The 24,593-nt window shown below is 68.3% G+C and carries 26 protein-coding genes; 17 read left to right on the top strand and 9 right to left on the bottom strand.

The window, feature by feature from the left end:
• Positions 1–74: 74 nt before the first annotated feature.
• Complete coding sequence (locus ACFT7S_RS07115) at positions 75–236, bottom strand: carbohydrate-binding protein (RefSeq protein ID WP_382728112.1); 162 nt, start codon at positions 234–236, stop codon at positions 75–77.
• Positions 237–456: 220 nt separating this feature from the next.
• On the opposite strand from ACFT7S_RS07115, the gene ACFT7S_RS07110 reads away from it, so the two are divergent.
• Positions 457–2,130 (top strand): hypothetical protein, encoded by a 1,674-nt coding sequence (locus ACFT7S_RS07110; RefSeq protein WP_382728109.1) that lies wholly within the window; start codon positions 457–459, stop codon positions 2,128–2,130.
• A 388-nt stretch (positions 2,131–2,518) separates the two neighbouring features.
• Positions 2,519–3,043, top strand: a complete 525-nt coding sequence (locus tag ACFT7S_RS07105) for a VOC family protein (protein WP_382728107.1) — start codon at positions 2,519–2,521, stop codon at positions 3,041–3,043.
• Between the two features lie 261 nt (positions 3,044–3,304).
• On the opposite strand, the gene ACFT7S_RS07100 is transcribed toward ACFT7S_RS07105, so the two are convergent.
• Complete coding sequence (locus ACFT7S_RS07100; RefSeq protein ID WP_382728105.1) at positions 3,305–3,946, bottom strand: class I SAM-dependent methyltransferase; 642 nt, start codon at positions 3,944–3,946, stop codon at positions 3,305–3,307.
• 431 nt (positions 3,947–4,377) lie between these two features.
• Here ACFT7S_RS07100 and ACFT7S_RS07095 point away from each other — a divergent pair, with 431 nt between their 5' ends.
• Positions 4,378–5,034 (top strand): DUF998 domain-containing protein, encoded by a 657-nt coding sequence (locus ACFT7S_RS07095; protein WP_382728102.1) that lies wholly within the window; start codon positions 4,378–4,380, stop codon positions 5,032–5,034.
• A 286-nt stretch (positions 5,035–5,320) separates the two neighbouring features.
• Here ACFT7S_RS07095 and ACFT7S_RS07090 read toward each other — a convergent pair whose 3' ends face one another.
• Entirely contained in the window at positions 5,321–6,223 is a 903-nt protein-coding gene (locus ACFT7S_RS07090) for an EamA family transporter (protein ID WP_382728099.1), read from the bottom strand.
• A gap of 296 nt (positions 6,224–6,519) precedes the next feature.
• Between ACFT7S_RS07090 and ACFT7S_RS07085 the strand changes: the two genes are divergently transcribed.
• Positions 6,520–7,407: a LysR family transcriptional regulator gene (locus tag ACFT7S_RS07085; protein ID WP_382728096.1), complete on the top strand. Its 888-nt coding sequence runs from the start codon at positions 6,520–6,522 to the stop codon at positions 7,405–7,407.
• 168 nt (positions 7,408–7,575) lie between these two features.
• Here the strand turns inward: ACFT7S_RS07085 and ACFT7S_RS07080 are convergent, their stop codons facing one another.
• Positions 7,576–8,544 (bottom strand): NADP-dependent oxidoreductase, encoded by a 969-nt coding sequence (locus ACFT7S_RS07080; RefSeq protein ID WP_382728094.1) that lies wholly within the window; start codon positions 8,542–8,544, stop codon positions 7,576–7,578.
• Positions 8,545–8,613: 69 nt separating this feature from the next.
• Between ACFT7S_RS07080 and ACFT7S_RS07075 the strand changes: the two genes are divergently transcribed.
• The 4 genes from ACFT7S_RS07075 to ACFT7S_RS07060 all read left to right on the top strand — a co-directional run bounded on the left by ACFT7S_RS07075 (position 8,614) and on the right by ACFT7S_RS07060 (position 12,197).
• Entirely contained in the window at positions 8,614–9,603 is a 990-nt protein-coding gene (locus tag ACFT7S_RS07075; protein ID WP_382728091.1) for a GlxA family transcriptional regulator, read from the top strand.
• Between the two features lie 206 nt (positions 9,604–9,809).
• Entirely contained in the window at positions 9,810–10,505 is a 696-nt protein-coding gene (locus ACFT7S_RS07070; protein WP_382728088.1) for a type 1 glutamine amidotransferase domain-containing protein, read from the top strand.
• Between the two features lie 113 nt (positions 10,506–10,618).
• The gene (locus tag ACFT7S_RS07065; RefSeq protein ID WP_382728085.1) at positions 10,619–11,581 is read left to right on the top strand and encodes a LysR family transcriptional regulator; all 963 of its coding nucleotides are present in this window, start codon (positions 10,619–10,621) and stop codon (positions 11,579–11,581) included.
• Between the two features lie 187 nt (positions 11,582–11,768).
• Entirely contained in the window at positions 11,769–12,197 is a 429-nt protein-coding gene (locus ACFT7S_RS07060; protein WP_382728082.1) for a DUF6083 domain-containing protein, read from the top strand.
• A 23-nt stretch (positions 12,198–12,220) separates the two neighbouring features.
• On the opposite strand, the gene ACFT7S_RS07055 is transcribed toward ACFT7S_RS07060, so the two are convergent.
• Both ACFT7S_RS07055 and ACFT7S_RS07050 read right to left on the bottom strand, forming a co-directional pair.
• Entirely contained in the window at positions 12,221–14,299 is a 2,079-nt protein-coding gene (locus tag ACFT7S_RS07055; RefSeq protein ID WP_382728079.1) for a SpoIIE family protein phosphatase, read from the bottom strand.
• 182 nt (positions 14,300–14,481) lie between these two features.
• Positions 14,482–15,519, bottom strand: a complete 1,038-nt coding sequence (locus ACFT7S_RS07050; RefSeq protein ID WP_382728076.1) for a hypothetical protein — start codon at positions 15,517–15,519, stop codon at positions 14,482–14,484.
• On the opposite strand from ACFT7S_RS07050, the gene ACFT7S_RS07045 reads away from it, so the two are divergent.
• Together ACFT7S_RS07045 and ACFT7S_RS07040 are read left to right on the top strand one after the other, a co-directional pair.
• Positions 15,439–15,609, top strand: a complete 171-nt coding sequence (locus ACFT7S_RS07045; RefSeq protein WP_382728582.1) for a hypothetical protein — start codon at positions 15,439–15,441, stop codon at positions 15,607–15,609. The two genes, ACFT7S_RS07050 and ACFT7S_RS07045, sit on opposite strands and share 81 nt — an antisense overlap.
• Positions 15,606–15,923, top strand: a complete 318-nt coding sequence (locus tag ACFT7S_RS07040; RefSeq protein ID WP_382728535.1) for a TetR-like C-terminal domain-containing protein — start codon at positions 15,606–15,608, stop codon at positions 15,921–15,923. The genes ACFT7S_RS07045 and ACFT7S_RS07040 overlap by 4 nt, the downstream gene beginning before the upstream one ends.
• Before the next feature lie 240 nt (positions 15,924–16,163).
• Here ACFT7S_RS07040 and ACFT7S_RS07035 read toward each other — a convergent pair whose 3' ends face one another.
• On the bottom strand, positions 16,164–16,640 hold the full coding sequence (locus ACFT7S_RS07035) for a carboxymuconolactone decarboxylase family protein (RefSeq protein WP_382728073.1): 477 nt from the start codon (positions 16,638–16,640) through the stop codon (positions 16,164–16,166).
• A gap of 483 nt (positions 16,641–17,123) precedes the next feature.
• On the opposite strand from ACFT7S_RS07035, the gene ACFT7S_RS07030 reads away from it, so the two are divergent.
• The 7 genes from ACFT7S_RS07030 to ACFT7S_RS07000 all read left to right on the top strand — a co-directional run bounded on the left by ACFT7S_RS07030 (position 17,124) and on the right by ACFT7S_RS07000 (position 22,113).
• Positions 17,124–17,717 (top strand): TetR/AcrR family transcriptional regulator, encoded by a 594-nt coding sequence (locus ACFT7S_RS07030; protein ID WP_382728070.1) that lies wholly within the window; start codon positions 17,124–17,126, stop codon positions 17,715–17,717.
• Positions 17,714–18,550 carry an alpha/beta fold hydrolase gene (locus tag ACFT7S_RS07025; RefSeq protein WP_382728067.1) on the top strand — a complete coding sequence of 279 codons (837 nt, stop codon included), beginning with the start codon at positions 17,714–17,716 and terminating at the stop codon, positions 18,548–18,550. The genes ACFT7S_RS07030 and ACFT7S_RS07025 overlap by 4 nt, the downstream gene beginning before the upstream one ends.
• A gap of 110 nt (positions 18,551–18,660) precedes the next feature.
• Complete coding sequence (locus ACFT7S_RS07020; protein WP_382728065.1) at positions 18,661–18,951, top strand: hypothetical protein; 291 nt, start codon at positions 18,661–18,663, stop codon at positions 18,949–18,951.
• Positions 18,952–19,125: 174 nt separating this feature from the next.
• Positions 19,126–19,659, top strand: coding sequence for an SMI1/KNR4 family protein (locus ACFT7S_RS07015; protein ID WP_382728062.1), 534 nt, complete (start codon positions 19,126–19,128; stop codon positions 19,657–19,659).
• Between the two features lie 137 nt (positions 19,660–19,796).
• On the top strand, positions 19,797–20,300 hold the full coding sequence (locus ACFT7S_RS07010; RefSeq protein WP_382728060.1) for a DUF4265 domain-containing protein: 504 nt from the start codon (positions 19,797–19,799) through the stop codon (positions 20,298–20,300).
• Between the two features lie 404 nt (positions 20,301–20,704).
• A complete protein-coding gene (locus ACFT7S_RS07005; RefSeq protein ID WP_382728057.1) occupies positions 20,705–21,637 on the top strand; it encodes an aminoglycoside phosphotransferase family protein in 933 nt (310 codons plus the stop codon).
• A gap of 26 nt (positions 21,638–21,663) precedes the next feature.
• Positions 21,664–22,113 (top strand): hypothetical protein, encoded by a 450-nt coding sequence (locus ACFT7S_RS07000; RefSeq protein WP_382728054.1) that lies wholly within the window; start codon positions 21,664–21,666, stop codon positions 22,111–22,113.
• An 85-nt stretch (positions 22,114–22,198) separates the two neighbouring features.
• Here ACFT7S_RS07000 and ACFT7S_RS06995 read toward each other — a convergent pair whose 3' ends face one another.
• On the bottom strand, positions 22,199–23,617 hold the full coding sequence (locus tag ACFT7S_RS06995) for a chondroitinase-B domain-containing protein (protein WP_382728052.1): 1,419 nt from the start codon (positions 23,615–23,617) through the stop codon (positions 22,199–22,201).
• A 128-nt stretch (positions 23,618–23,745) separates the two neighbouring features.
• A complete protein-coding gene (locus tag ACFT7S_RS06990; protein WP_382728050.1) occupies positions 23,746–24,429 on the bottom strand; it encodes a DUF4232 domain-containing protein in 684 nt (227 codons plus the stop codon).
• Between the last annotated feature and the right edge of the window lie 164 nt (positions 24,430–24,593).

Raw genomic sequence — 24,593 nt, 5'->3', positions numbered from 1 at the left:
GGTCAGCTGCTGCCTCGGGCAATCGCGATCTTGTGTGCTCAACTCGACCAACCGGACCCAAGAGGGTAATGCGCTCAGTCGTTCTGCTTCTGCCACACCTTGACGGCCGTTTTCGGGTTGGACGCGGAGTTCGACTTGTGTGTCACCGAGCAGCGGTACTGCTTGCCCAAATACGTGACCCGGTCGTTTGCTGAATACTGCCGGTTGACTTTCCACTCCGAGAATCCCGCTGCCATGTGAGGACTTCCTTTCCGCAGACCGACACACTGTCGGCCTGCGGGGGATCTTCCCACGTCTGCCGCAGTCTCCGGATCAGCTGTCTCCAGATCAGCTGTCTCCAGATCAGCTCCGGACACCGGAACGCCTCCGCCGGACACCGCGACGCCGCACGCTCCATCGACCGGTGAAAGGATGCGCGGGACGCGGGACGCACCCGCGAGAGCTGGGCGGGGGAACATGCTGGAGGGGCCGGCGGGGCTGGACGCGGTGGACTGGCGCGGGCTGGAGCCGGTGCGGCCGGATCTGCCGGCCACCGACGTACCGAAAGTGCTGCGCCGGATAGCGCGGGCGGACGCCCACACCCGACCGGAGGCCTTGGGCCGGACGTACGGCGATCTGCAGGACCTGCTCCTGGCCCCTGGTCGTGTCACCGACGCGGGCACAGCCGCGCTGCCGTTCCTGGTGGACCTCGCCGTTGACCCGGATACGGTCGCGCGACCGGACTTGATCGACGTGATCGCGGGTCTGGCCGCCAACGGCACGGCCGCCGGGACCGGGGCGTCGGACCCGGGCTGGGATACGGCCTGGCGGCAGCACTGGCCCCGACTGCGAAGTCTGCTCGTGGACGCGGACCGGGTCGTACGGCGGTCCGCGCTGCAACTGATATCCGACCGGACCGGCTCCCTGCTGGAGCGGTGGCACGAGGAGACCGACCTCTCGGTCCGGGTGACCGTGTTGCTTGCGCTGGGCGCGGCCGCTGGCGTCGAGGACCCCGCGGGTGCGACGGTCACGGAGGCACGCGCGGTGCTGGACGACGCCCTCCATGGCGAGGACCGGGTGCTGCGGGTGGCGGCCGTGATCGCCACGGCTCCCCTGGACCCGCAGGCACCACTGCGCGCCCGCCCGATGTTGCTGGAGCTCCTCACCGATCCGGCACTCGCCCCGGAGTTCGGGAAGGTCTGGTACACCCTGGACTGCGAGTATCCGTACGACCGCAATGACGTCGCAGCCTGGGTCGTGCACCTTCTGGGGGACGACACGCGGGCGACGACCTCGTTCGTGGCCGGACTCGCCGAGGCCGGGAACCGCACCGGCGACGCGGAACTGCGCCGGTGCGCGCTGGACGAGGCATGGCGTCTGCTGGTGGCCCGGCCGTCGACGGCCACCTCGCTGCTGCCGCTGGCGGCCGGCCTGCTGGCCGACCGGGACGACGACGTGCGCTACAAGGCGGCGCATTTGCTGGCGGTGCTCGGCCGCCGGGCAGCCCCGTACGCCGACCGGCTCGCCGCCCTCCTCGACGACTCCGGCGAGTCACGGCTCTTCGACGGCACCGTCGGCGACCACGCGCGGTGGGCACTGACCCGGATCGGGGACCCGCGTGCTCTACCGGATCTCGTCGAGCGGCTCGTCGCGCCGTACCGGGACATGCAGGGCCGGGGTTACTGCATCGGCGACCCACGGCAGCCTGACGTCGCCGACGTACTCCGGCCGCTGCGCGCACACGCCGAAGAGCTCCTGCCCGCGGTACGGGAGGCACTGCGGGACGAGGTCGCCCGCGCGGGCTGGCTGGTACGGGATCTCCGGGAGGTGCTCCAGGTGTGGGGCGAGGACCCGATGCTCCCCGGTGAGACGGAGCCGTACGCCGAGCTGTGGGAGCCGCCGCTGATGGAAGCGGCGCAGGCGGAGACGACCTTGCTGGCGTTCGCCGCCGACGGGGAAGGGCCGCACTGGACGTTCAGCTCCGCCCTGGCCTCGCTCATCCACCACGGACACTCCGCCCCGCCGGTCCGGGAGGCGCTGGCCACGCTCCGGACCGCGGACCGTCGGCTGTCGGAGTACGGCGACTACCGGGTGTTTCTCCAGGACGAGGAGATCCGCGAGCGCATCGACGCGGTGCTCGCGCTGCCGTAGTGCCGCCGCCCTTGACGGCGTCGGTCCTGCCCCGGCCGGTTGCCGGTCGTCACGCCCGCGAGCAGAGGGAGGCACGGACGCCGCGTCCCGGAGTCTCGTGCTGTCAGAGTTCCCGGGCGGGAAGGTCGGCCAGGCCGGTATTCGCCGCGCCGGGTCCCGCTCGCGCAGAACGATCCGGCCCAGATTGCCCTGGCCGACGACGGCCAGGCCGCGGCCGAAGCGATCGCAGCCCCTTCCCTCGACACATTGGGTGCGGCGACCGCGGCTGCAGCACCCGGTCAACGGGCCTGACACGCCCCATCATTCGGCACTCATTCAGGACCGAATCCGACCTGATCGGGCCCTAGTGTCGTCGCATCACGAAGAGCCGGAAGAAGGGGCAAGACTGATGAACCACACTGCACCCGAGGGCTACACCAACGTTGCGCCGTGGGTGGTAACGGACGACACAGGCGCACTGCTCGACTTCATCACCGCCGCATTCGACGGCAAAGAGCTCGCGCGGGTGCCGGTCGAAGACGGCACCATCGGCCACGGCGAGATCCGAGTCGGCGACACGGTCGTGCTGGCCTTCGACCGACGGCCCGACTGGCCGGTAATGCCCTCGCTGCTGCGCATCTATGTCCCGGACGCGGATGCCGCCATGGCCGCGGCTGTCGCGCACGGGGCGCAGGTCATCACCGAGGTTGCTGACAGCGCGTGGGGCGATCGCGGAGGAAGGGTACGGGACCCGTTCGGCAACATTTGGTGGGTGACGAGCCGGGTCGAGCACGTCGCACCGGACCTGGCCTGGCAGCGCATGTCCGAGCCGAAGTACGCCGAGGCGATGCGCATGGCCCAGGAAACTCTGGACGCCACGCTCAGTGGCCGGGAGTCAGGGGTATCGAGTCCCCCGCAGAGCCCGACCAACTGAGCGCCTCGTTCAACCAGGCGGCTGTTGTACGCAGTTGGAGGACGCGAGCGGTACGTGAGGCCGTCGATGCCCCTGGCCGGCGTATCGGGTCAAGCCGAGGGCGTACGGTGCGGCCGGCATGGCAGTTACCGAGCATGTGCGTCGAGGCGTTCGTCGTTCATAGCGGGACCGGACCGCTGTCCGGCCCCGCGCAGCAGATGGTCCGAGGCCCGCGCCAACCACTCCACGACTCCCCCTCGTCAGGGCGAGTTCGCGGCAGCGTCAGGTGCGGCGGGCCAGTAGATAGGCCCGGCGGGTGGCGACTTCATGGGCGTAATGGGTGCGCTCCATATGCATCTCCACGGTGAATCCGGCCCCTTCCAGCAGTTCGGTGATGTACGAGGGCTCGAAGAAGCGGAAGTCGACATCAACGCCATACCCCCACCACTCGTCCCGGTGCACTACCTCGTCACCGATGTGGAAGGAGAGGAGGAGAAGCCCGGAAGGCCGCAGTACCCGCCTCGCTTCCCCGAAGGCCCGGTGCAGGTCGTCGGGGTCGAGGTGGATGATCGTGTAGAAGGCAACTGCGGAGCCGAACTCGCCGTCTTCAGCGGGAAGTTCCAGCAGGTCGCCCTGTCGGAACTCCACCTGTGCAAACCGGCGACCGCCGGCCTCGATCATGCCCGCCGACAGATCGACTCCGACCGTTCGCGCGCCCTTCGCGGCGAGCCAGGCTGCCACGTGCCCGGGGCCGCAGCCGAGATCGGCGATCACAGTTCCTGGTTCAGTCTGTTCCAGGAGGGAGGCCAGGAGCGCCCGGTCAAGCGGCTTCTCCGCGAGCTCGTTATGCAACCGGGCCGTGTATTCCTCGGCCACGGTGTCGTAACTGCGACGTACAGAGTTGTGATGGCCATGATCACCCATGCGGCCAGCATGCCACGTGGCCGCTGGGCACGGCACGGCCCCTCCTGGCCATCTACCTTACCGGTCGCAGCTCTCGGATCAGCATGATGAGCTGTCCGTTGAGCTAGAGACCGGAGCTGGGCCGAAAGGTAATCGACCCTGTCATCGCGGCGGGTCAAAGGGTGTATCCGCAGGGCACGGAAAGTCCTGGCTGCATGACTCCAAGCGGCACCAGTTGCCAGTACGGCCGACTGGGGCCCTTGGTGAGCAATGCCCACCCACCATGGTCAGCGGACGGCGCTTCACACACACTCTCTGACCTCACACCGGATCCGCTCTTCGGGTGCCAGCCATCATCACGGCGCCGACGAACCGGGCACAGCCCTACGCGGCCTTCGGTCCACCCGCGTGTGCATCGAGAAGGGGATCTTCAGGCGCCTTACGGTCTTCCCATGCGATCTGTCCCTCGGTGGGTCCTGTTCTCTTCGGTGTCTGCCCCGATCCTGCTGGTCGGGGGCTGGGCGAGCTCAGCGGTGTTCCAAGGGCCCGGCTACGACCCCGCTTCGAAAACGATCAGCATTCTTGCGTCGAATGGCGCCGACGGGTACTGGGTGATGACCTCAGCTCTCATCGCCCTCGGTGCCTGCCATGTGGTCACCGCCTGTGGGCTGCGTCCTGCGGCATATCCTGGACGCTTGGCGCTGTGCGGCGGCGGAGTGTCGGCGATGCTGCTGGCCGCGTTCCCGGCGCCGAGCAGTGGGGGCTCGCTGAAGCATGGTGCTGTGGTGGCAGTCGGCTTCTCGCTTCTCGCGTTGTGGCCCGTCCTGGCCGTACGACGCGCGACCCTCGGCCGACGCCGCGCAACCGGGCGCCGTCCGGCAGAAGCGCTGCCACCTGCGGGGAGCGCTCCGTGGGCCCTGCGGCCCGGACCGTCCCTCATGGCGACGACACTGATGTGGCTCGGCGGTGTCTGGTTCTTGCTCGCCCTGTTTGTGCACGACACCGCTGGGGCCGCTGAACGCGTCCTGACGTTCACACAGTCGCTGTGGCCTCTTGTGGTGGTCGTCTCCTGTGTACGGCAGACCACTCGCGACGATGAACTGACGTGAGGTGCTGGCGGTCGCCGCCTCCGCCTCCGCTATATCGGACAACGGCCTCAGGCCGGTCGCCCCGATGCCCCGATGCCTCGATGGCCCGATTCACGCACGTGTACGTCGAGTTGGACTGGTACGACGGTCCCCGCGCCGGAGTCGTCGACATCGACGGCCTGGCTCACATTTTTCCCGTGCTGCGGGATCAAGGCCCGCCACGACGAGCTGGAGGCACTGCTCGCCCGTCACCGTCAGATACCCGCCGGCGCACCGCGGCTGGTCGCCGAAGGGCAGTTCCCAACTCTCAACGGATTCCCGCTGTAGCGGTCGGGCCGAGCGTCCGTGGCTCGGTCGGCCGGGGTTGCGCGAGCAGCGCGGCGGCGATAATCACCAGAATTCCGACCAGCTGCAGAATCGACAACGCTTCATGCAGAAACAGATATCCGAGAAGGGTTGCGACAATCGGACTGGCCAAGGCAAGGAAGGAGACCGCCAGTGCCGGCAACCTCTCCATCCCACGGAACCAGATCGCGTAACTGATGACAGCGCCCAAGGAGATGAGATAGGCAAACCCTAGGACGTTGGTACCAGTGAGGGTGGTCGGCAGCCCTTCGATGGACAGGGTGAAGGGCAACAACACGAGTCCGCCGGCGACAAGCTGCCAGCCGGTGAAGGGAAGTAGCCCCACTCCGGCGGGGCGCCCCCATCGTTTGGTCATGGTGATGCCGGTAGCCATGCAGGCGGCTCCGCCCAGCGCCGCCACCACGCCGATGAAATCCAGCGCCACTGTCCCCTTGAACACAAGCAGCACGACACCGCCCGTGCCGAGGGCGCACGCCACCACGTGCAGGAGCCGAGTCTTCTCCCCGATGAACAGCGCCGCCAGGATCAGTACGAACATCGGCTGCGCCGTCATGATCACCGCCGCGATGCCACCCGGTAGGCGATAGGCCGCGACAAACAACAGGAAGAGGAAAGCGCCGATGTTGAGCGTTCCGAGCACCAGGGAGCGCCACAGCCATATTCCGGTCGGCAGCGTGCATGCGAAGGCGAGCAGAATCAGGCCCGCAGGAAGCGCCCGCACGGTGGCGGCCAGCAGCGGGCGGTCCGGCGGTAACCACTCCGTCGTCACCAGATAGGTGCTTCCCCAGATCGCCGGAGCCAGAGCCGTCACGCCCGCGGTGAGGAGTTGCCGGCCGCTTTTCATGCCGCGCCACCCTCCATGCCGATGCCCATGTCGATGCCCATGTCGATGCCGCACCTGTCACCGAATGCACCGCTGCCAGGGAACCTGCATATGTTCACGTTCAACCATTCCTCGATAGCCGGGGTGATAGTCCGCAGCTCCGGATAGCCGCAACCAACACAGCGAAGCCCCGAGCGCACGCACATTCAGGAGCCCTCTGTACTGCTGGACTTGTCACGCTCACAGTCTCGGCCGGATGTGATCAATGAGTCCAACACATGTTTGTCACCTCATCTATCGTGATTCAAGATGGATGCATGGAGCTCCAGCAGATGCGCTACATCGTCGCCGTCGCCGAGACGAACAGCTTCACCCGGGCCGCCGAGCGTTGTCTGGTTGTCCAGTCCGCCCTCAGCCATCAAATCGCGCGCCTGGAACGGGAACTGGGCGCGAGACTCTTCGACCGCACCAGTCGCCGGGTTCGGCTGACACCGGCCGGTGCAGCGTTCCTCCCTGCGGCCCGTCAGTGCCTGGACGCCGCCGAGCGCGCGGCCGCCGAGGTCGCCGCGGCTGTCGGTGAGGTACGCGGACGGCTCGCCGTGGGCCTGATCCCAACCGTCGCTGCGGTCGACATCCCACGTGCCCTGCGTGACTTCCGCCAGCGGTACCCGAACGTGCGCATCAGCCTGCGCGTGGGCGCGAGCGATGAACTCGTCGAGCAGGTCAGGGAGGGAGCCATCGAGGTGGCCTTCCTCGGGCTGCCGACCACGGCGCACCCCCAGGGTGTCAACGCCCATGAACTCGCCCGTGACCGACTCGTCGCCGTCGTCGCGCCGGACCACCTGCTCGCCGGAGAACCAACAGTCAGTCTTCGCAGGCTTTCCTCCGAGGCGTTCGTGGACTTGCCGGCCGGGACGGCGGGACGCGTCCAGTCCGACCATGCTTTCGCAGCCGCTGGTCTCAGCCGCGACGTCGCCTTCGAAGTGACCACTGCAGACTTCATGGCTCGACTGGTCGAGCAGAGCCTCGGAGTCGCCATGCTCCCCTCCGCCTACGTGCCTCAACTCATCGGCGTCACCACCATCGAGGTCTCCGATGCACCGGCCCGCGTCGAGTACGTCGTCTGGAGCCGTGGAAGCCTTACGCCTGCAGCGACGGCATTCCTCGCCATTCTTGACATCCCGGCCGTACTCGACACGGATTGAGACCGACGCGGATTGAGACCGATATGGCTTGTGAAACCTCGTAAGGGTTCGTACCAGCGGCGCCAGGTCGCCCGAGCAGGGCGGTGAGCCGCGGTTCGCCACCCGCCGTCGCTACCCGTGCTCGGTGGTCACTCGTCGGCGGCCGTGCGGAATAGGTCGAGCATGTCATTACACCTCGGCGGATACCCCGTCCACGAGCAGGACGATCTTGCCGGTGGTGCGGTCGGTCTCGCCCAGGGCGTGGGCCTTGGCCGCCTCTGCGAGGGGGAAGACCGCCTCGACATGGGCGCGCAGGGCGCCGGACTCCGCGAGGCCGGCGATGGCGTTCATACCGGCGTGGTCGGCTTCCACGAGGAGCGTCTCCACGCGTACGCCCCGCTCGGTGGCCTTCGCCGCCTCGTCCGGGTCCGTGCCCGGAAGAAGGGACACGAGGACGCCGCCGGGTCGCAGGACATCGAGGGAGCGAATGCGGGTGTCACCGGAGAGCGGGTCGAGGACCACGTCGATGTCCTGGGCCACGTCCCGGAAGTCGGTGGTCCGGTAGTCGACGACCTCGTCCGCGCCGAGAGAACGGACGAAGTCATGCTTGGGGGCACTCGCGGTGCCGATGACGTACGCGCCGCGGGACTTGGCGATCTGGACGGCGAGGTGTCCGACGCCACCTGCGGCCGCGTGGACGAGAACCCGCTGCCCTGCGGTGACCCCCGCTGTGTCGACGAGCGCCTGGTACGCGGTGAGCGCCGCGAGCGGAAGTGCGCCGGCCTGGATGTGGTCGATACCGTCGGGCTTGCGGGCGAAGGCCCGGGCGGGTGCGCTCACGTACTCGGCGTGTGCCCCGACGCCGTACGGGTAGGGCAGCATGCCGAAGACCTCATCGCCGGGCTTGAAGAGTGTGACGCCAAACCCGACAGCCTCGACGACACCGGAGACGTCCCAGCCGAGAACGAGCGGCATGCGGTCCAGGAAGAGGCCGCCCGAACGGTGCTTCCAGTCGGTGGGATTGAGCCCGGCCGCCTTGACAGCGACCAGGATCTGACTCGGGCCCGGTGCCGGCCTGGGGAGCTCGATCTCCTTGAGCACGTCGGGCGTTCCGTGGGTGTCCTGGCTGATGGCTCGCATGGTGGCGTTGTTGGTCATGCACTCAGCTTCGCGGGCGCTCTCGCCGCGTACCATGGCACGATTGCCATCTTTCGACAGGATCGTGCCATGCCGCGTCGTGCTCACCGTGTCGTCGTTCTCGCCCTGGACGGGGTGTACCCCTTCGAGCTGGGCATCCCGAGCCGCGTCCTCGGCTCCGCCGAGGGCCGCTACGAGGTCCTGACCTGCTCCGTCGACGGCCGGCCCGTACGTACCAACGCCGACTTCTCAGTCACTGTCGAGCACGGCGCGGAGGCCCTGCGCACCGCCGGGACCGTCGTCATCCCGCCCTACGATCCGGCTCTGCTCACCCGCGAGGTCCCGACGGAGATCCTCGCAGCGCTCGCCTCGATCCCTTCGGGCGCACGCATCGTGTCCATTTGCACGGGAGCGTTCCTGCTTGCAGGTGCCGGACTCCTGGACGGCCGCCCTGCCACGACCCACTGGGCGCTCGCGGCCACCTTCCGGGACTGGTTTCCAAAGGTGGCACTCGATCCGGACGTGCTTTTCGTCGATGACGGGGACGTAGTGACGTCGGCCGGCGCCGCCTCGGGGGTGGACGTCTGCCTGCACCTCGTACGCAAGGACCACGGCGCCGCCGTCGCCAACCGGGTGGCCCGTGCGTGCGTCGTGCCGCCGTGGCGGGACGGCGGGCAGGCCCAGTACATCGAACAGCCCGTGCCCGAGGCCGCCACGAACGGGACCTCGGCCACCAGGCAGTGGGCGCTGGAGAACGTGCACGAGCCACTCACCCTGAGAGAACTCGCCGATCACGCCCGGATGAGCCTGCGGACCTTCGCCCGCCGGTTCAACGAAGAGGTCGGCATGAGCCCGGGACGCTGGCTGATCCAGCAGCGGGTGGCCCGCGCCCGGCATCTGCTGGAGTCCACTGATCTGCCCGTGGACGACATCGCCGGCCAGGTCGGCTTCGCCACCGGTACCTCCCTGCGCCAGCACCTGCACGCCTCGATCGGAGTCTCCCCGCTGGCCTACCGGCGTACGTTCCGCGGCGAGTTGGCGCATCCCGGGGCGGCGGCCCCGGAAGAAGCGTCGTTCTGAGCCGGCGGATATTCCCGGCGAGCCATTCGACTTCCAATACCAGGCATGCACTTTCCCATTGGAAAACCGCTGAGGTCCCCGTATACGTTCAAGGACATCGCCGCACTGACGATCTATGCCCGAAGCGTCAACGCTCGCAGAAGCGTCGAGGTGCACGATCACCCTCACCCGGGCCGGACTGGCCCCGCATCCCTCGGAGACACCCCATGTCCAAGATTCTTTTCGTGATGACCGGCGTCGACTACTGGACGCTGGCCGACGGCACCCAGCACCCCACCGGATTCTGGGCCGAGGAAGCCGTCGCCCCGTACGAGGCATTCAAGGCCGCAGGCCACGAGATCGTCGTCGCCACGCCCGGTGGCGTCGTCCCGACCGTGGACAAGGGCAGCCTCGCGCCCGAGGTGAACGGCGGCCAGGAGGGCGCCGACAAGGTCGCCGCGACCCTCGACTCCATCACCGAGATCAGGAACCCGATCCGGCTGGAGGACGTGAAGCCGGACGACTACGACGCCGTCTTCTACCCAGGCGGCCACGGCCCCATGGAGGACCTCGCCGTCGACGCCACCTCCGGCAAACTGCTGATCGACACGCTCGAATCCGGCAAGCCGCTGGCCATCGTCTGCCACGCCCCGGCCGCAATCCTCGCCGCGACACACGCGGACGGCACGAACGCCTTCGCCGGCTATCGGGTGGCCGCCTTCACCAACGTCGAGGAAACCCAGGCCGGCCTCGCCGACAAGGCGAAGTGGCTGCTGGAGACCCGCCTCCTGGAAGCCGGCCTCGACGTCCGGACCGGCGAGCCGTGGGCGCCGCACGTCGTCGTCGACCGCAACCTCGTCACCGGCCAGAACCCCTCCTCCTCCGCCCCGCTCGCGGTCGAGCTCCTCAAGAAGCTGGCCTGAGCGGGCGAGCGGGCGCGGTGGGAATGGCGGGAACGGCGGGAACGGCGGCCACCGAAGACGCCTCTGGCTGACAGCCCCACGCAACGAGTCATCGGAATTATTAGGCTTATCGCATGAGGCATGCAGATCCCAATGGCAATGGCCCCCCGCCGCAATCCACCGGGCAACCCACCGCGCCACTCGCGCCGGACCTGAACCTGCTGCGTACGTTCCTGGCCGTGTACCGCTCCGGTTCGTTCACGGCCGCCGCCAAGCTCCTGGGGCTCTCGCAGCCAACGGTGACCACCCAGATCCGCGCCCTGGAGCGTCAGACAGGCCGCGAAATGTTCGAGCGACTGCCGCGCGGGGTCGCCCCGACCGCCGTCGCCCACGACCTCGTGGCTCGCGTCGCCGCACCCCTCGACGCCCTCGCCGCCGCCACGGGGCAGCACACCGCAACGAACGAACAGGCCGCTCCCGTACACCTCGCAGGGCCGGCCGAGCTGCTGTGCACCCTCGTCCTGCCTGCGCTCGCCCCCTTGACCGCCGAGGGCGTACGCCTCCGCGTGAGCATGGACCTCACCGATCCGCTCCTGGAGGAGCTCCGCGCCGGGCGCCATGATCTCGTGATCGCCACAGCCCGCCCGCGCGGCAGGACTCTGACCGCCTTTCCGCTCATGGACGAGGAGTTCGTGCTGGTCGCCGCACCCTCCTGGGCCGACCGCCTCACGCCACGCCTCGCCGCCGTCGGCCCAGCCGCGCTGCACACCGTCCCACTCGTCACGTACGCGGAGGACCTGCCCATCGCCCGCCGCTACTGGCGCCATGTCTTCGGTACGCGCCTGTCCTGCAGGGCCGCCGTCACCGTGCCCGACCTGCGCGGCGTACGCGCCGCGGTCGTCGCAGGGGCCGGATACACCGTCCTGCCCCGCTATCTCTGCCTCGAGGAACTGGCCTCCGGCACCCTCGTCGCCCTGTACGAACCGGAGGACCCGCCCATCAACACCGGCTATCTCGTCCAGCGGCCCGGCACCCCTGGCAACCCCGACGTCATCCAGGTCCGGGACCTTCTGCTCCAAGCGGGACGCACCTGGTGACTGCGGCGACCTTCGGTATCGCACACACCGCGCTACCGCACATCGCGGTTCGGCCTGAACCGGAGGGATCGCTGCGCCGCCGTGCACCTCGCAGGTCACCGCACGCCCCACCAACAGTGCTCTCCCCCACCCGGCTCGGCCGGATCGCGCCCTACCGCGCCTGACGGTCCGTCCGGACCCTGAGGGCATGGGGGACGCCGAGAACACCGAAAACCGTCCGGACCACCTCACTCACACCTTTCGCTCGCCCCTCGAAGGAACCACCGCGCCCCGCCCGCCCGCTCCACCCGACTGCCCGTACTGCGACCTTCCGCAGGACCGGTACTCCACCCACTACGCCGACCACTGGGTCCTCCTCGAACCCAGAATTCTCGTCCCCGCCCACACCCTCCCTCCAAGACGGCGATGGATCATCACACCGGACGGGGCCGCGATGAATCTGTGGGACGCCGAACCACTTCCCGGCACCCTGTGCCGCATCCCCCACCGCATCGCCTGCCCCTGTCTCCCGTCCGAAGACCACTGGCGGTGGGTGAGCGCCCTTCGGCAGTACAACGGGCAACGGGCACAGCGCCTGTTCAACCTGCCCGACGAAGGGTTCACGGATACCGGATGACCACGGCACGCCGGCGGACCGGCTCACCGGCGGATGCGGGCGATGAGCAGGGCCACGTCGTCGTGGTCGTCGGGGTTGCGCAGCTCCGCCAGCAGGTGATCGCAGGTGTCTTCGATGTTGCGTTGCGGGCCGTCGAGGAGGGTGAGGAGGGTGTCGAGGCGGGTGTCGATGTCCTGGTCGCGGGTCTCGACCAGGCCATCGGTGTACAGAAGCAGTTGGTCGCCCGGGTCGAGGTCCACGGACGTGGTACGGAAGGGGACGCCGCCCACGCCCAGCGGGGCGCCGGTGGGCAGGTCGAGGAGTTCGGGTGTGTGTCCGGGCCGCATACGGACGGGAGGCAGGTGTCCCGCGGTGGAGATGTGGCACTGCGCGCTGTGGGGGTCGTAGAGCGCGTAGATGCAGGTGGCGATGTACGGGTCGAGCCCGGCGGTGATCCTGTCCAGGTTGCGCAGTACGTCTGCGGGCGGCAGGTCCAGACCGGCGAGTGTCTGGGTGGCGGTGCGGAGTCGTCCCATGGTGGTGGCGGCGTTGATGCCGCTGCCCATGACGTCGCCGACGACGAGCGCGGTCCTGTCGCCGGTCAGGGAGAGGACGTCGTACCAGTCGCCCCCCACCTCGATCGCGGCGCCCGCGGGCTGGTAGCGGGCGGCGACCTCGAGTCCGAACAGGGACGTGGCGGGGTCGGGCAGAAGACTGCGCTGGAGGGTGAGTGCCGTATCCCGCTGTGCCTGGTACCAGCGGGCGTTGTCGATGCATACGGCCGCACGGGCAGCCAGTTCGCCGGCCAGAGTGGCGTCGTCGTCGGTGAAGGGCAGCGGGTTCCGGGCGCGTACGAGGTCGAGGGCCCCGAGGACCTCCCCGCGGGCGATCAGGGGCACGGCCAGGTAGGAGTGGACGCCTGCCTCGGCGAGGAGCGCTGCGGCCCGGGAATTGCGGGCGATGAGACGCAGATCGGCCTCACTGACGTGCGGGATCATGACGGGCCGGCGGGTGTTGACGCAGCGGGCGATCAACCGCTCGGCGTCGTACCGGGCCACTTCGCCCGGCTGGTCGGCTGCCGCGACGGCGTCGGTGGGATAGGCGGTGGCGACGGCCAGGGCACGGAACACTGCGGGCCCGTGGGAGGGGTCGGGGTTGCGGTGCCCGATCAGGACGGCCTCGAGAACGTCCACCGCGGCCATGTCGGCGAGTTCGGGCACGGCGACATCGGCCAGCTCACGGGCGGTCTGATCCAGGTCCAGCGTGGTGCCGATGCGCACGGATGCGTCGGCGACCACGGCCAGGCGGTGCTGGGCACGTTCGGCATCCAGGGCCGCGCGGTGCCGGTCGGTCACGTCCACGGCCGAGACGCCCACGCCGAGAACTTTCCCGCTGGAGTCCTCCAGCCGATAGAAGGAGACCGACCAGGCATGCTCGATGTCGGGGTCGTCGTGTGTGCGGCCCACGGTGTATTGGTCCACCAGCGGAATGCCGGTGGCCAGCACCTGTCGCATCGCGGATTCGGCGGTGCCGGCGTCCAGGAACGTCAACGCTTCTCGTACGCTCCGGCCGAGATGGTCCTTGGCCGACAAACCGTTGATCCGCTCCAGGGCGGGGTTCACCATCACGTACCGCAGCTCCGTATCCACGACGGCCAGCCCGATCGGTGACTGGTCAACCAATCGGACGGACAGAGCCAGGTCGCGTTCCACCCGCCGCAACGTCGCCTGGTCGGTTGCCAGCCCAAGGGCATACAGATCCCCGCGGTCGTCCAGCAGCCGCATGTTGCGGAACTCCAGCAGTCGGGTCCCGCCGTCCTTGTGCCGTACGGGGAAGGTGCCCGCCCAGCTCCCTTCGCCGCTCATCACCTCGCCGAACAGCCGAAGCACGAGATCGACGTTCTCCTCCGCGACCAGCAGTTGGACAGCAAGCCGGCCGAGCGCCTCCTCCGCGCTGTAGCCGATCAATGCCTGCGCCTGCGGACTCCAGAACACGATCCGGCCGTCGGCGTCCAGGACGATCGCCGCCACGCCGAGCACATCCAGCAGCCCGCCCGGAGGCGAGCCGCTCAGTTCAGCCCGTCCCGCAGGGCCCAGATCGGCCTGAGACCCGTCTGTAGCCATCGTGTCTGCCGCTCCTTCCGCCGCAGGCAGGCCCGTAATCGCACACGCCCGGCAGGCGCCTCCCCCTGCAGTGCCGAGGCCTCTCCCATAGTCCCCCGCCTGAGCCACCCCCGCAGCACTCCGTCATGGGGCATCGTGGCACCTCTCGCCGAGCCTTCACCCAGACCCCCTCCCAACGCGGCTCAGCCGCGGTAGTGGTCGGCGAGAGTCGTGAACGCGGCTTTCGGTTCCCATGGCATGTCGGGATAGGCGGCTCCGAGGCGGTCCTCAAGGACTTTGACGATGCCGTAGCTGGCCAGATCCAGGTCCTGGCGGGGGTCGCCGCCGGGGCGGTGCAGGTGGTCGTAGGGCGCGACGGTGAACACGAAGGTGCTGTCGATGCCTCCGGCGTCGAATGCTTCCAGCAGTTCGCGCAGATACGCGGCCTGTCCGGCTTCATCGCGGGCGTAGTGTCCGTTCAATCGAAGAGGTGCACGAGTGTCCTTGTCGTACTCGACGATCTCCAGACCGTGAGCGCCCCTGTCACCCGCACCGTCGTAACTGGCCGCACCGAACTCGGTGATCGCGACCGGCTTTCCCTGCTCGACGAGGTTACGGACGCCTTCGGCGAACTGGTCGGTGATCGCGGCCGACCGATAGAGATCCATGGACATGATGTCGAAGGGGGTCCAGTCGACGCGCTCAAACGGAACGGCGGCGTAGGTCACCTTGCCGCCGAACCGCTCGCGGACCAGCACCGTGGCCTTGCCGAGGAAGTCGTTGACACGTGCACCGACCTCGCCGATGTGCTCGCGCACGCGATCCGGCCGGCTCAGCAACGCAACCCGCTCGTCACTACTGTCCCCGGGCAGAAATCCCTTGTTCATCAGGCTCAGCTCGGCGCCGGCAACGAACACGACTTCGGCTCCCCGCCGCCTGAGCCGCTCTGCGCGCTCGGCACAGTCGGCGAACAGCGAGAGCATCTCGTCGGTGGCCAGCTCAAGCGGGTAGGGGGAAAACCAGACCTCGAGGCCGAGGTCGGCGGCGTACCCCGCCGCCAGCTCGATCCGTTCAGGATCGCCACCCATCACGCGGACCGCATTGCAGTGCAGGTCGTCACGGATGATGCGCAGCTCGCGCTTGACCACCTCCGCTGAGAAATGCTTACGGCAGATCACCCCCCTGCAGACGCCATCTACCGCCGCTGGCCGAACCGGCTCGCGCTCGGCATCGCCGCCCATGGACATCTGGCCACGACGGTCCACCCACCCGACACCGGCACTCTGCGCGGCGACGTCCTTGAATGGCTGCGTGAGGCGAACCGCTACTGAGCTCCCCCCTCGGTGCGATTCTGCGCGAACTGCTCTCCGCCGCCGGCGGAACGTCGGAACTCCTGGCGCAGCTCCAGGAACAGTCCGGCGACGCCGCAGCCGCCCCTTGGCTGACCATCCTGGGGCGCGCGGTCGCACGCGGCGAAGCGTCCCCCGAAGCCCTCCATCCACGGGTCGCCACCGTGGCCATGGTCCTGCTACGCAATGAATTCGTCGTGCGCGGGGCCCCTACCGCACCCGATGACGCCCTTGTCGAGATCGTTGACGAGGTGTACCTGCCATTGCTGCGAGGTCGAGGCACATCACCAGCCTGAGGAAAGCACCCGCAGCAGATCTCAGGCGTGAGGCAATCGCAGCCCGGGGCTGCGTGGGAACTGACGGCTACTCAGTGGGCCGTGTCGGAGCCGTCGTTACTCAAGAAGACAAGCCGGAGCCGACGCCTTGGGATCAGCCGGACCGCCGGACGGACCACAACAACGCCCCGGGCTCCGGCGAGCGGCGCCCAGGGCTTGTGCTGTCACTGGTGTCGGACAACGCCGCCCGGCTGCTCCTCGTTATCCCAGTTGGCCGGGCTGGTAACCACCGTCGGCCTGCCGGGTGATGACGCCCATGCGGTTGCTGGCGTTGATGAGGGCGATAAGCAGCGCCAGGGCGGCGAGCTGCTCCTCGTCGTAATGCTGGGCGGCATTCGCCCAGGCCTCGTCCGTCACACCACCGGCCGCATCAGCGATGCGGGTGCCCTGCTCCGTCAGCTCGAGCGCGGCGCGCTCGGCTTCGGTGAACACCGTGGACTCCCGCCAGGTCGCGACCATGTTGACGCGCACCGGGGGCTCCCCGGCATGCGCGGCGTCTTTGGAGTGGATGTCGGTACAGAACCCGCAACCGTTGATCTGACTCGCGCGGAGCATCACCAGGTCCTGTGTCGCGGACGGCAGCGTCGAGTCATCAATGATCACCTTGCTCGCCGAGGCGAAGTACTTCAACGACTTGGCTGCGAGCGGTGTGCCGAGGAGGTTCAAACGAGCTTCCATGATGCGTCCCTTGCGTTGTTGGCAGATTCACCTCCATGACGAGACTGCTCCGCACAATGTGACTGGACGGCGGTGACGCACACAGCGGCATGTCCACCGCGGACGGCGTCGGTGAGTACCCGAAGTCGGACCAGAACTGGAGCGAGAAAGTCCTCACCCGGATTGTGCACACATTGAGCGCCCGAATGCCGTGACCGTGAGGGTGGTACGGCGGCTCAACCCCCGGTCTCCGCACCGCGTGGTTCCGTGCCGCACAGCACCGCGGTATACCCACCACCGCGATCACCGCCACCCGGCCGACGAGCTCAGTGGGGCCGAGCAGACCTCGCAACCTGCTTCCCGTCGGCGAACAGCGCCGTGGGCTACGGCTGTCACGACTCCTGCAGGCCGAGCGACAGCCGTTCTGACCATGCGGACGCCCCCGTTGCCATTCCTAGGGCTCCTAGTTTATAACTAGAGCTCCTAGGAACATGGGGAGGGCGCATGGCGCGGGCCGGGTTGACGGCGGAGCGGGTGACGATTGCGGGCGCCGAGCTGGCGGACGAGGTCGGGCTTGACCGGGTGACCATGTCGCAGGTGGCGCGGCGGCTCGGAGTGAAGGATGCGAGCCTCTACTCGCACGTCCGCAGTCTGGAGGATCTGCGCGGGCGGATCGCGCTGCTGGCGGCGGACGAGAAGACCATCCGTATCGCGGAGGCGACCGCCGGGCGGGCGGGCAAGGATGCGCTTGTCGCGTTTGCGAACGCCTGGCGGGAGTACGCCCGCCAGCATCCGGGCCGCTACATGGCGACGCAGACCCCGATCCAGATCGACCCTGAGCTGGCCGCAAGAGCGCCCGGTCCGCGGCGCGCGGTCGAGCTGACCTACGGCATGCTGCGCGGCTACGGACTGGCCGAGCCCGATCTGACCGACGCGGTCCGGTTGCTGCGCAGCACGTTCCACGGGTTTGTCGCGTTGGAGGCGGCGGGCGGGTTCGCGCACGAGCGTTCGCCGCAGCACTCCTGGGTCCGCGCCCTCGACGCCCTGCACACCCTCCTGGAGCACTGGCCCCCGTCCCGAGAAGGAGACCCCTCATGATCACCCCGACCCTCGGCAGCCTGCGCGTGAACGGCGCGACCCTGCACTACGAAGTACGCGGACAGGGCCCCCTCCTGCTGCTGATCCCCGGCGGGGCGGGCGGAGCGGCCTCCTTCGATGGCATCGCCGACGACCTCGCCGCCGAATACACCGTCGCGACCTACGACCCGCGAGGCATGTCCCGAAGCGCTCTGGACGACCCCGAGGCCGAGCAGCAAGTGGCCGAACACGCCGACGATGCGTTCCGGATGCTGGAACTACTGTCGCCCGAGAAGCCGGCCCGGGTGTTCGGCGCCAGTTCGGGCGCGATCGCCGCCCTGCATCTGCTCACCGCCCATCCTGAACGCGTCCAGCGCCTCGTGGCGCACGAGCCGCCGGTTGTGGAGGTCCTGCCGGATGCCTCCGAACATCGCGCGCTCATCGCGCGCGTGCAGGAAACCTTCCGCACACAGGGGCTCATGCCGGCGATGGCCGTGTTCGCTGCGGGTCTGAAGAAGGACGGCGACACCACCGAGCCGAAGGCCCAGATCGAGCTTCCACCGCAAGCAGCGGGGCGGGCCGAGCAGACCATGGCCAACCTGCCGTACTTCGTCGGGCGCATCGTGCCCAGCTTCATGTCCTACGCCCCGGACATCCGCCGGCTGGAGGCGCTGTCGAACCGGCTCGTGCTCGCCTGCGGCCAGGACTCACGCGGCGAGCTGCCCTACCGCCCGGCCGCCTTCCTGGCCGAGCATCTCAGCACAGAACTCCTGCACTTCCCCGGTGGGCACACCGGCCTGACCACACATCCCGCCCAGTTCGGCGAACTCCTTCGGAAGGCCTTCCGCGCCTAGGGACTCTTGTGAAAGTGCTGGTCACAGCCACTCGTTGAGGACTGCGACCCGCACGGTCACCTCGTAGCGGACAGGTTCGGGGTGAAGCCCCAACCACCAGGAGACTCACCATGACCACACGCCAGAGGCGTCATCACCGGCGTGGTCGGCGCATGAGCGCCAGACAGGTAGCAGCCTGCGCCGCGGCAGTCGCGGCGGCCATCACCGGCGGCATCTGTACCATCCAGGCCACGAAAGCCGACAGCAAGCCCACCCAGCAGGAACGGGAATGCACCCGGATCCTGGACCGCATCGAGAACGTTGAACGCGAGTACGCCGATTACCTGGCGGCGGACACGATCCCGTCCGAGTGCGTCCCCGAAGCGTTGGAGCGCGGCCTGCTCGACGAGGAACAGCGTTGAGGCCGGGTGTGGCAGGCCGAGTACACCGAGGACACTGAGCGCTCATCGGCGGCTGGACGCGGCGCTGCAGGCGACGCACGCCGTGAGGCCGAAGGCAGGCCGCTTCTTCTTATGCCGGACTATGAATTGATCTTGGAGATAAGACCAGAACAGCTCAGACGTAGGCTGCTGGCCATGGTGCGATTCGATGCGGTCAAGACGGTGTTCTGGGGCGTTGGCGATTATGGCGTCCAGCCACCCTTGACCGACGAGACGGTGCAGGAGGCCGAGCGCGAACTCGGCGTGAGCCTGCCCTCCACATTGCTCGAACTTTTGCGGGTTCAGAACGGCGGCAGCACGGCTGCCGACCGCAACGTGTTCCCCACCAGCCAACCAACTTCGTGGAGTGAAGACCACATCCCCTTCCCTGACTTGATGGGCATCGGCCGACGCGAACGGATGTCCTCGTTGCTCGACACCCCGTACTTGGTCGAAGAGTGGGAGCTGCCCTCGCCGATCGTGCTGCTCTCCGGCGATGGGCACTGCTGGGTCGGGCTCGACTACCGTGCTTGCGGCAGGAGGGGCGAGCCCTCGGTGACCTTGTTCGATACAGAACTCAGCTCGGAGCTCGCGCTGGCCGGCGACTTCCGGTCTTTCGTCGAAGGGCTGACCTCGGGCAGCGCTTTCGGTAGCGACCCTGAGGAAGTAGTCGTGAGACCGCTTCCTTGAGCGCGCGGAGGCCATGTGCTCGATCCTGGTGTCGCGGCCGAGGTCACGGGTGCGCCGGCCGACGATCTGGATCACACCGCAGGCTCTCGGGCTACTGCGTAAGGACTGCCGACGTTCGGGAAGGAGATCATGTGGTCATGAACTCCATGGCTGCTCCGGAGCGGGACCCTGTCGAAAAGAACCAGATCAAGGTGTGGTACCGATTCGTGCCGCGAGAGGGCTGGCTCCCCTACGACACCGAGGGGCTGTGGGCCACGCGCCTGAGTGAGGACACCGCCCGGGTGGAGAACGTGCCTTTCCTGCAGGACGGCGTCGCTCAGGGCGAGACAGTTCGGTTCGTTACTGATGCCGATGGCCTCCACTGGGCCAGGGAGCGAGTGAAGGCATCGGGCAACTGCACCGTCCGAGTCCTGTCTGTTCCCAGCGGACCGTTGGGGCGAAGCGCCGAAGCCGTGTATCAGCGGTTGGCTCCGTTCGGCTTGGTCGGGGAGGTGTTCAGCGAGGAACTGCCCCTGGTGGCACTCACCGTGCCGGCGGATGCGGACCTCGGTCAGGTCAAGGCGTTGCTGGTCCGCGGCCGGGAACAGGGCTGGTGGCACTTCGAGGAAGCCTGTGTCACCGATGCGTGGCGAGACGCGTAGTTCTCGGGTTCGAGTGGACGAGGTCCGGGGCCGCTTGAGGCTGGTGAGCTCGGCAATCGCGACGTCGAAGCCGGAGTCGTCGAAGAAGCCGAACTCGGAACCCGGCGCCAGTTCGGGCTCGCCCGGTGCGGGAGTTCCCTCCCCCGCACGTCAGTGTGTGGAGCGCCCTATTTGCAGGACAGCCGGAAGACAACACACACGGACCGTCATCGTCCGGGCACAACGGGTCCACCACCCGCAGGATTACTCCCCGGGCGGCCCTCCGGATCTCTGCGTCGAAGAAGGCTGTGACCAAGGTCTGGCGCCTGACTGATCCAGCAACCGAGGAGAGGTCGCAGTCCACCACGAGGTGCCACCGGTGACTGGCCCTGTAGCCACGTCGAGCCGACGCGTAAGGTGCCTGGATGATTGGGACACCAGAGGCATTCTCGCGGAGCACCATCGAGCGCGAGGGAGAACCCGGAGCGGCATGGCTCGCCGAACTTCCCGGCATTGTGGACGAGTTGCTGCAGTGCTGGGGATGCGTGCCGGACGGCGAGGTCATGCATGGGGGCGTCGGAGTCATTGTCCCGGTGCTACGGCAGGCCACGGGGGCCGCTGTGCTGAAGGTGTCCTTCCCGCATCCCGGCAACGTCCACGAGCCGGACGCCTTCGCAGCCTGGGGCGGGCGGGGAGCCGTCCTGCTGCACGAGCGTGATGACGAGCGCTTCGCGATGCTGCTGGAGCGGGGCCAGTCATCGACGCTGGCGGAGGTCGAAGACGACGACGAGGTGGTGAAGATCGCGGGGCGAATCAGCCGTCGGCTGGCCATTTCCGCGCCACCCGGTCTGCCCCGGCTGCAGGACCGGGCCGGTGCGTGGGAGGAGCAGCTGCGCAAGGATGCCGAGGAGCTGACGCACACTCTGTCGCCTTACGTCGTCGACGCGGCGGTGGCGACCGTCCGTGAGTTGGCCCGCGTTCAGCCGGACACCCTCGTCCACGGGGACCTCCACGCAGGAAACATCCTGGGCGCCGAGCGCGAACCCTGGCTGGCCGTCGACCCCAAGGGGTACGTGGGAGACCCCGCCTACGACGGCGGCACCCTGTTGAAGTCACGTGCGCTGACGCTCCTCGAAGCGGACGACCTACGAGCGACGGCCCATCGTGCTCTGGACATCTTCGTCGATGCTGCGGAACTCGATCGCGAACGCGTCCAGCGCTGGGCCCAACTCCACGCTGTCCAGGCCTCGTTCTGGGGCCGCCGTCACGGATTTCGCAGGGCACGCAGTGGGCCACAACTGGACTGGCTCACCGATTTCGCGGACCATCTGGCAACCCTGCTCACGGAGCGCGGCTGAAGCCGGCGCGCCGTACCCTGCCCGCGATGGCGACCACGCCGGCCGTCTACACCGTCGTGCAGCTTGCCGTGCCGTTCTGGGTCCGGCCCCACCTGGCCACGTCGGACCGGACCACTATGCCGATCGCATCCGGTACCCACCTCGGTATCCAGGAGGAGGGCAAGGAGATCGTCGTACCGCTCGAGGAACCCGGTGGCTGGCTCACCTCCGAACAGACGCTGGACGCCGCCGGTCAGCCGGCCTCCGTACCGTCGTCCTTCGCCGACTGTCTGAGCCCCGAGTCGGGCATGCCGCCCAGGGAGAAGGTCGACGGCTGCGTCGCCGACCTCGGCAAACTCGGCTACCGGCAGCAGGCGACCCATCAGCCCGCCGGCAACTTCTGGACCCTGCAATGGGCCGAGACGGCGATCTGTCTCGGCGTCGCCCTTGGCCTCGTCGGATTCTGCGCCTGGTGGTTCCGCCGCCGTCTGAACTGATCACTCACCGGTCCGGCCATCCGTGGCCGGCGAGGCGAGGAGGGGCAGCCGAGACCGGCTGCCCCTCCTCGTTACCGGTGGTCGCTCACGACGCGTTCGGACCCACATCGGCTGCCGTGAGGGGACGGCGGACGGGGGCCACGCTCGCATACTCGTCGGCGCCGACGTCACGTGTGCTGCCTCGCGGGTGGCCGTCGATGTCATCGGCCACGGAGGGGCTCCCCAGCGTTGCCGCATTGATCGCGGGGCTGCCCGACGACAGCCGGAAGATCCCGTCGGACTCCTGCCGAAGGAGCGGGTCGACCCGGCGGTAGCCGCCGGCGGGGATGTTGCCGTTGGTCGCCGCGCCCCACAGGATGTTGCTCTGCCAGGTGAAGCCGGTGGTCTTACCCATCGCGACCAGGCTGCCGGCACTGCCTACCAGGAGGTTGTCGGCGATGACCACGCTCCGCGGCTCGTAGTCCCGAGTCTCTCCCGAAAGCGTTTTGACATTGCCGACCAGGGTGTTGTGCACGATCACCGCGCGGTCGCATGCGTCGTTGCCGCGCCTTTCCTCGGTCGTCTCGCCTGCGTGGTGGTCGCGGGTGGTGCCGCTGCCGATCACCAGGGCGCGGTCCGACAGGCCGCCGAGGTAGTTGTTGACGACCAGATGGTCGTTGCCGTACACCCGCACTCCGTTGACGCCGTCGATCAGGTAATTGCCCTCCACCCTGGAGTGGTTGCCGTGCCGCAGCACGATGCCGCCGCGGCTGTCGCGGATGGTGTTGTACCGGATGGTGTTGTCCGAGGACTTCACCGAGATGGCCTCGGGGTCTCCGTCGCACCGCTCGAACAAGTTGTGCTCCACGACCGCGTTGGCGCTGGACAGCGCCCGTCCGCTGAAGCCGAGCCGGATCGACTCGCCGCCGTTGCCACCGGCGAAGCTGTGGTCGGAGAAGTGGTTCCTGAAGATGCTCAGCCGCTGGGCCATGGCGGTCGCGCCGGGACCGTCCACGACGAGGAAGATGCCCTCGGTCGTCTTGTCGTGGAAGCGATTCCGGTCGATCTTGACGTCGTCGCCCCGCACGACGACCCAGTCGAATCCGCTGCCGACATCGGTGAATCCGAAGTCGTTACGGGTCAGCCGGATACGCGTACAACCAGCCGGGATCTCCAATGATGTGCTCTGCCGGAAGGCGAAGTCTCTCACTGTGATGTTGCTCGCGTTGCTGAAGACGAAGCCGCGCTCTCCCCGCAACACCACGCCGCCGCGGGATTCCGCGACGATGGTGATCGGTGCGTCAGCAGTGCCGTGCTTGCCCGAAACGCTGATCGCGCCGCCCGACGGGACGGTGTACGTACCGTTGGCCAGGACGATCTGATCGCCGGGAACCGCCCGGTCGATCGCTTTCTGAAGGTCTGCCAGGGAACCGACCGGGGCGGCCGCCGCCATCGTGGCGTAGAGCGGCGCGGCGGCGAACGCCGCGCCCAACAGGGTGCCTGTGAGGAAAGTACGTCGTTGCATGATGCCTCCTGATGGAAACGGGAAGGGCCGGGGCTGTCACGTCAGCGGAACGCGTCCACCCGCTCGGGGAGCGGATGGACGCGGTACTGCGGACTGCGGACTGCGGACTGCGGACCGTGCGCTGAGCTCTAGAAGTCGTCGGCGCCGTTGCGCAGCTCGTACGTCCAGTAGCCGGTCTTCGCGGCCGCGTCGTCGACCGCGATGCCGCCATTGGGCGCGGTGACGGTCTTGCTGCCCTCGGCGGGGCCGTCGGAGGCGAAGAGGTTCACGTAGAAGGAGGTGACGGCGTGGTTCTCCTCGTCGACGCCACCGTTGTTGATCCGCACGGCCGCGTACGCCGGGGCGCCGGCCTGGAGCACGATGGGCGTGCCCGGCTTGCTCTTGGCGACCGGCGGAACGTCCTTCGAGGTCTGGGGAAGGTCACCGAACCCGATCAGCGGGTACTGCAGCAGCGTGCAGGTGTGGCCCGAGATGTTCTTCGCCGTCAGCGTGATGTGTGTGGTGGGCACACCGTCCTGCTTGGCCGCGGTGACCTTCACATCGTTGACGGTGCAGGCCGGGGCCTTGACGGCGCTCTTCTTGGCACCTGCCATCGTGGCAGCATCGGCGGAGCCGCCCGTGTCCGAACCGGAGGTGCCCGAGCCGCCCGTGTCCGAACCGGACGTGCCCGAGCCGGCAGTGGTCGAACCGGTCGTGCCCGCACCCGCGTCGCCCTTCGCGTTGTCGTCGCCGCCGCAGGCGGTGAGCGCCATGCTGAGGACGGCTACGGCGGTCGCGGCGAGAACGGCCGGACGGCGGATGGAGGTACGCATGTGGGGCTCCCCGTGTGATGCGGTCAGTACGCGGTCGATGTCCGATGCGAACATCTGGTCTGCTCTCAGCTTGCGACCGCGCTCTGCCGTCCTGCTGACGTCCCACTAACGTCCCGCTGACGCCCCCCCGATCGGCCGTCGAACGCGCGCCGCCGAAGGACATC

Origin of the sequence: Streptomyces sp. NPDC057136 (genome assembly GCF_042670885.1) — a bacterium.
Lineage (GTDB): Bacteria > Actinomycetota > Actinomycetes > Streptomycetales > Streptomycetaceae > Streptomyces.
The sequence above is the reverse complement of the archived record's forward strand: the minus strand, read 5'-3'. Positions and strand labels throughout refer to the sequence as shown.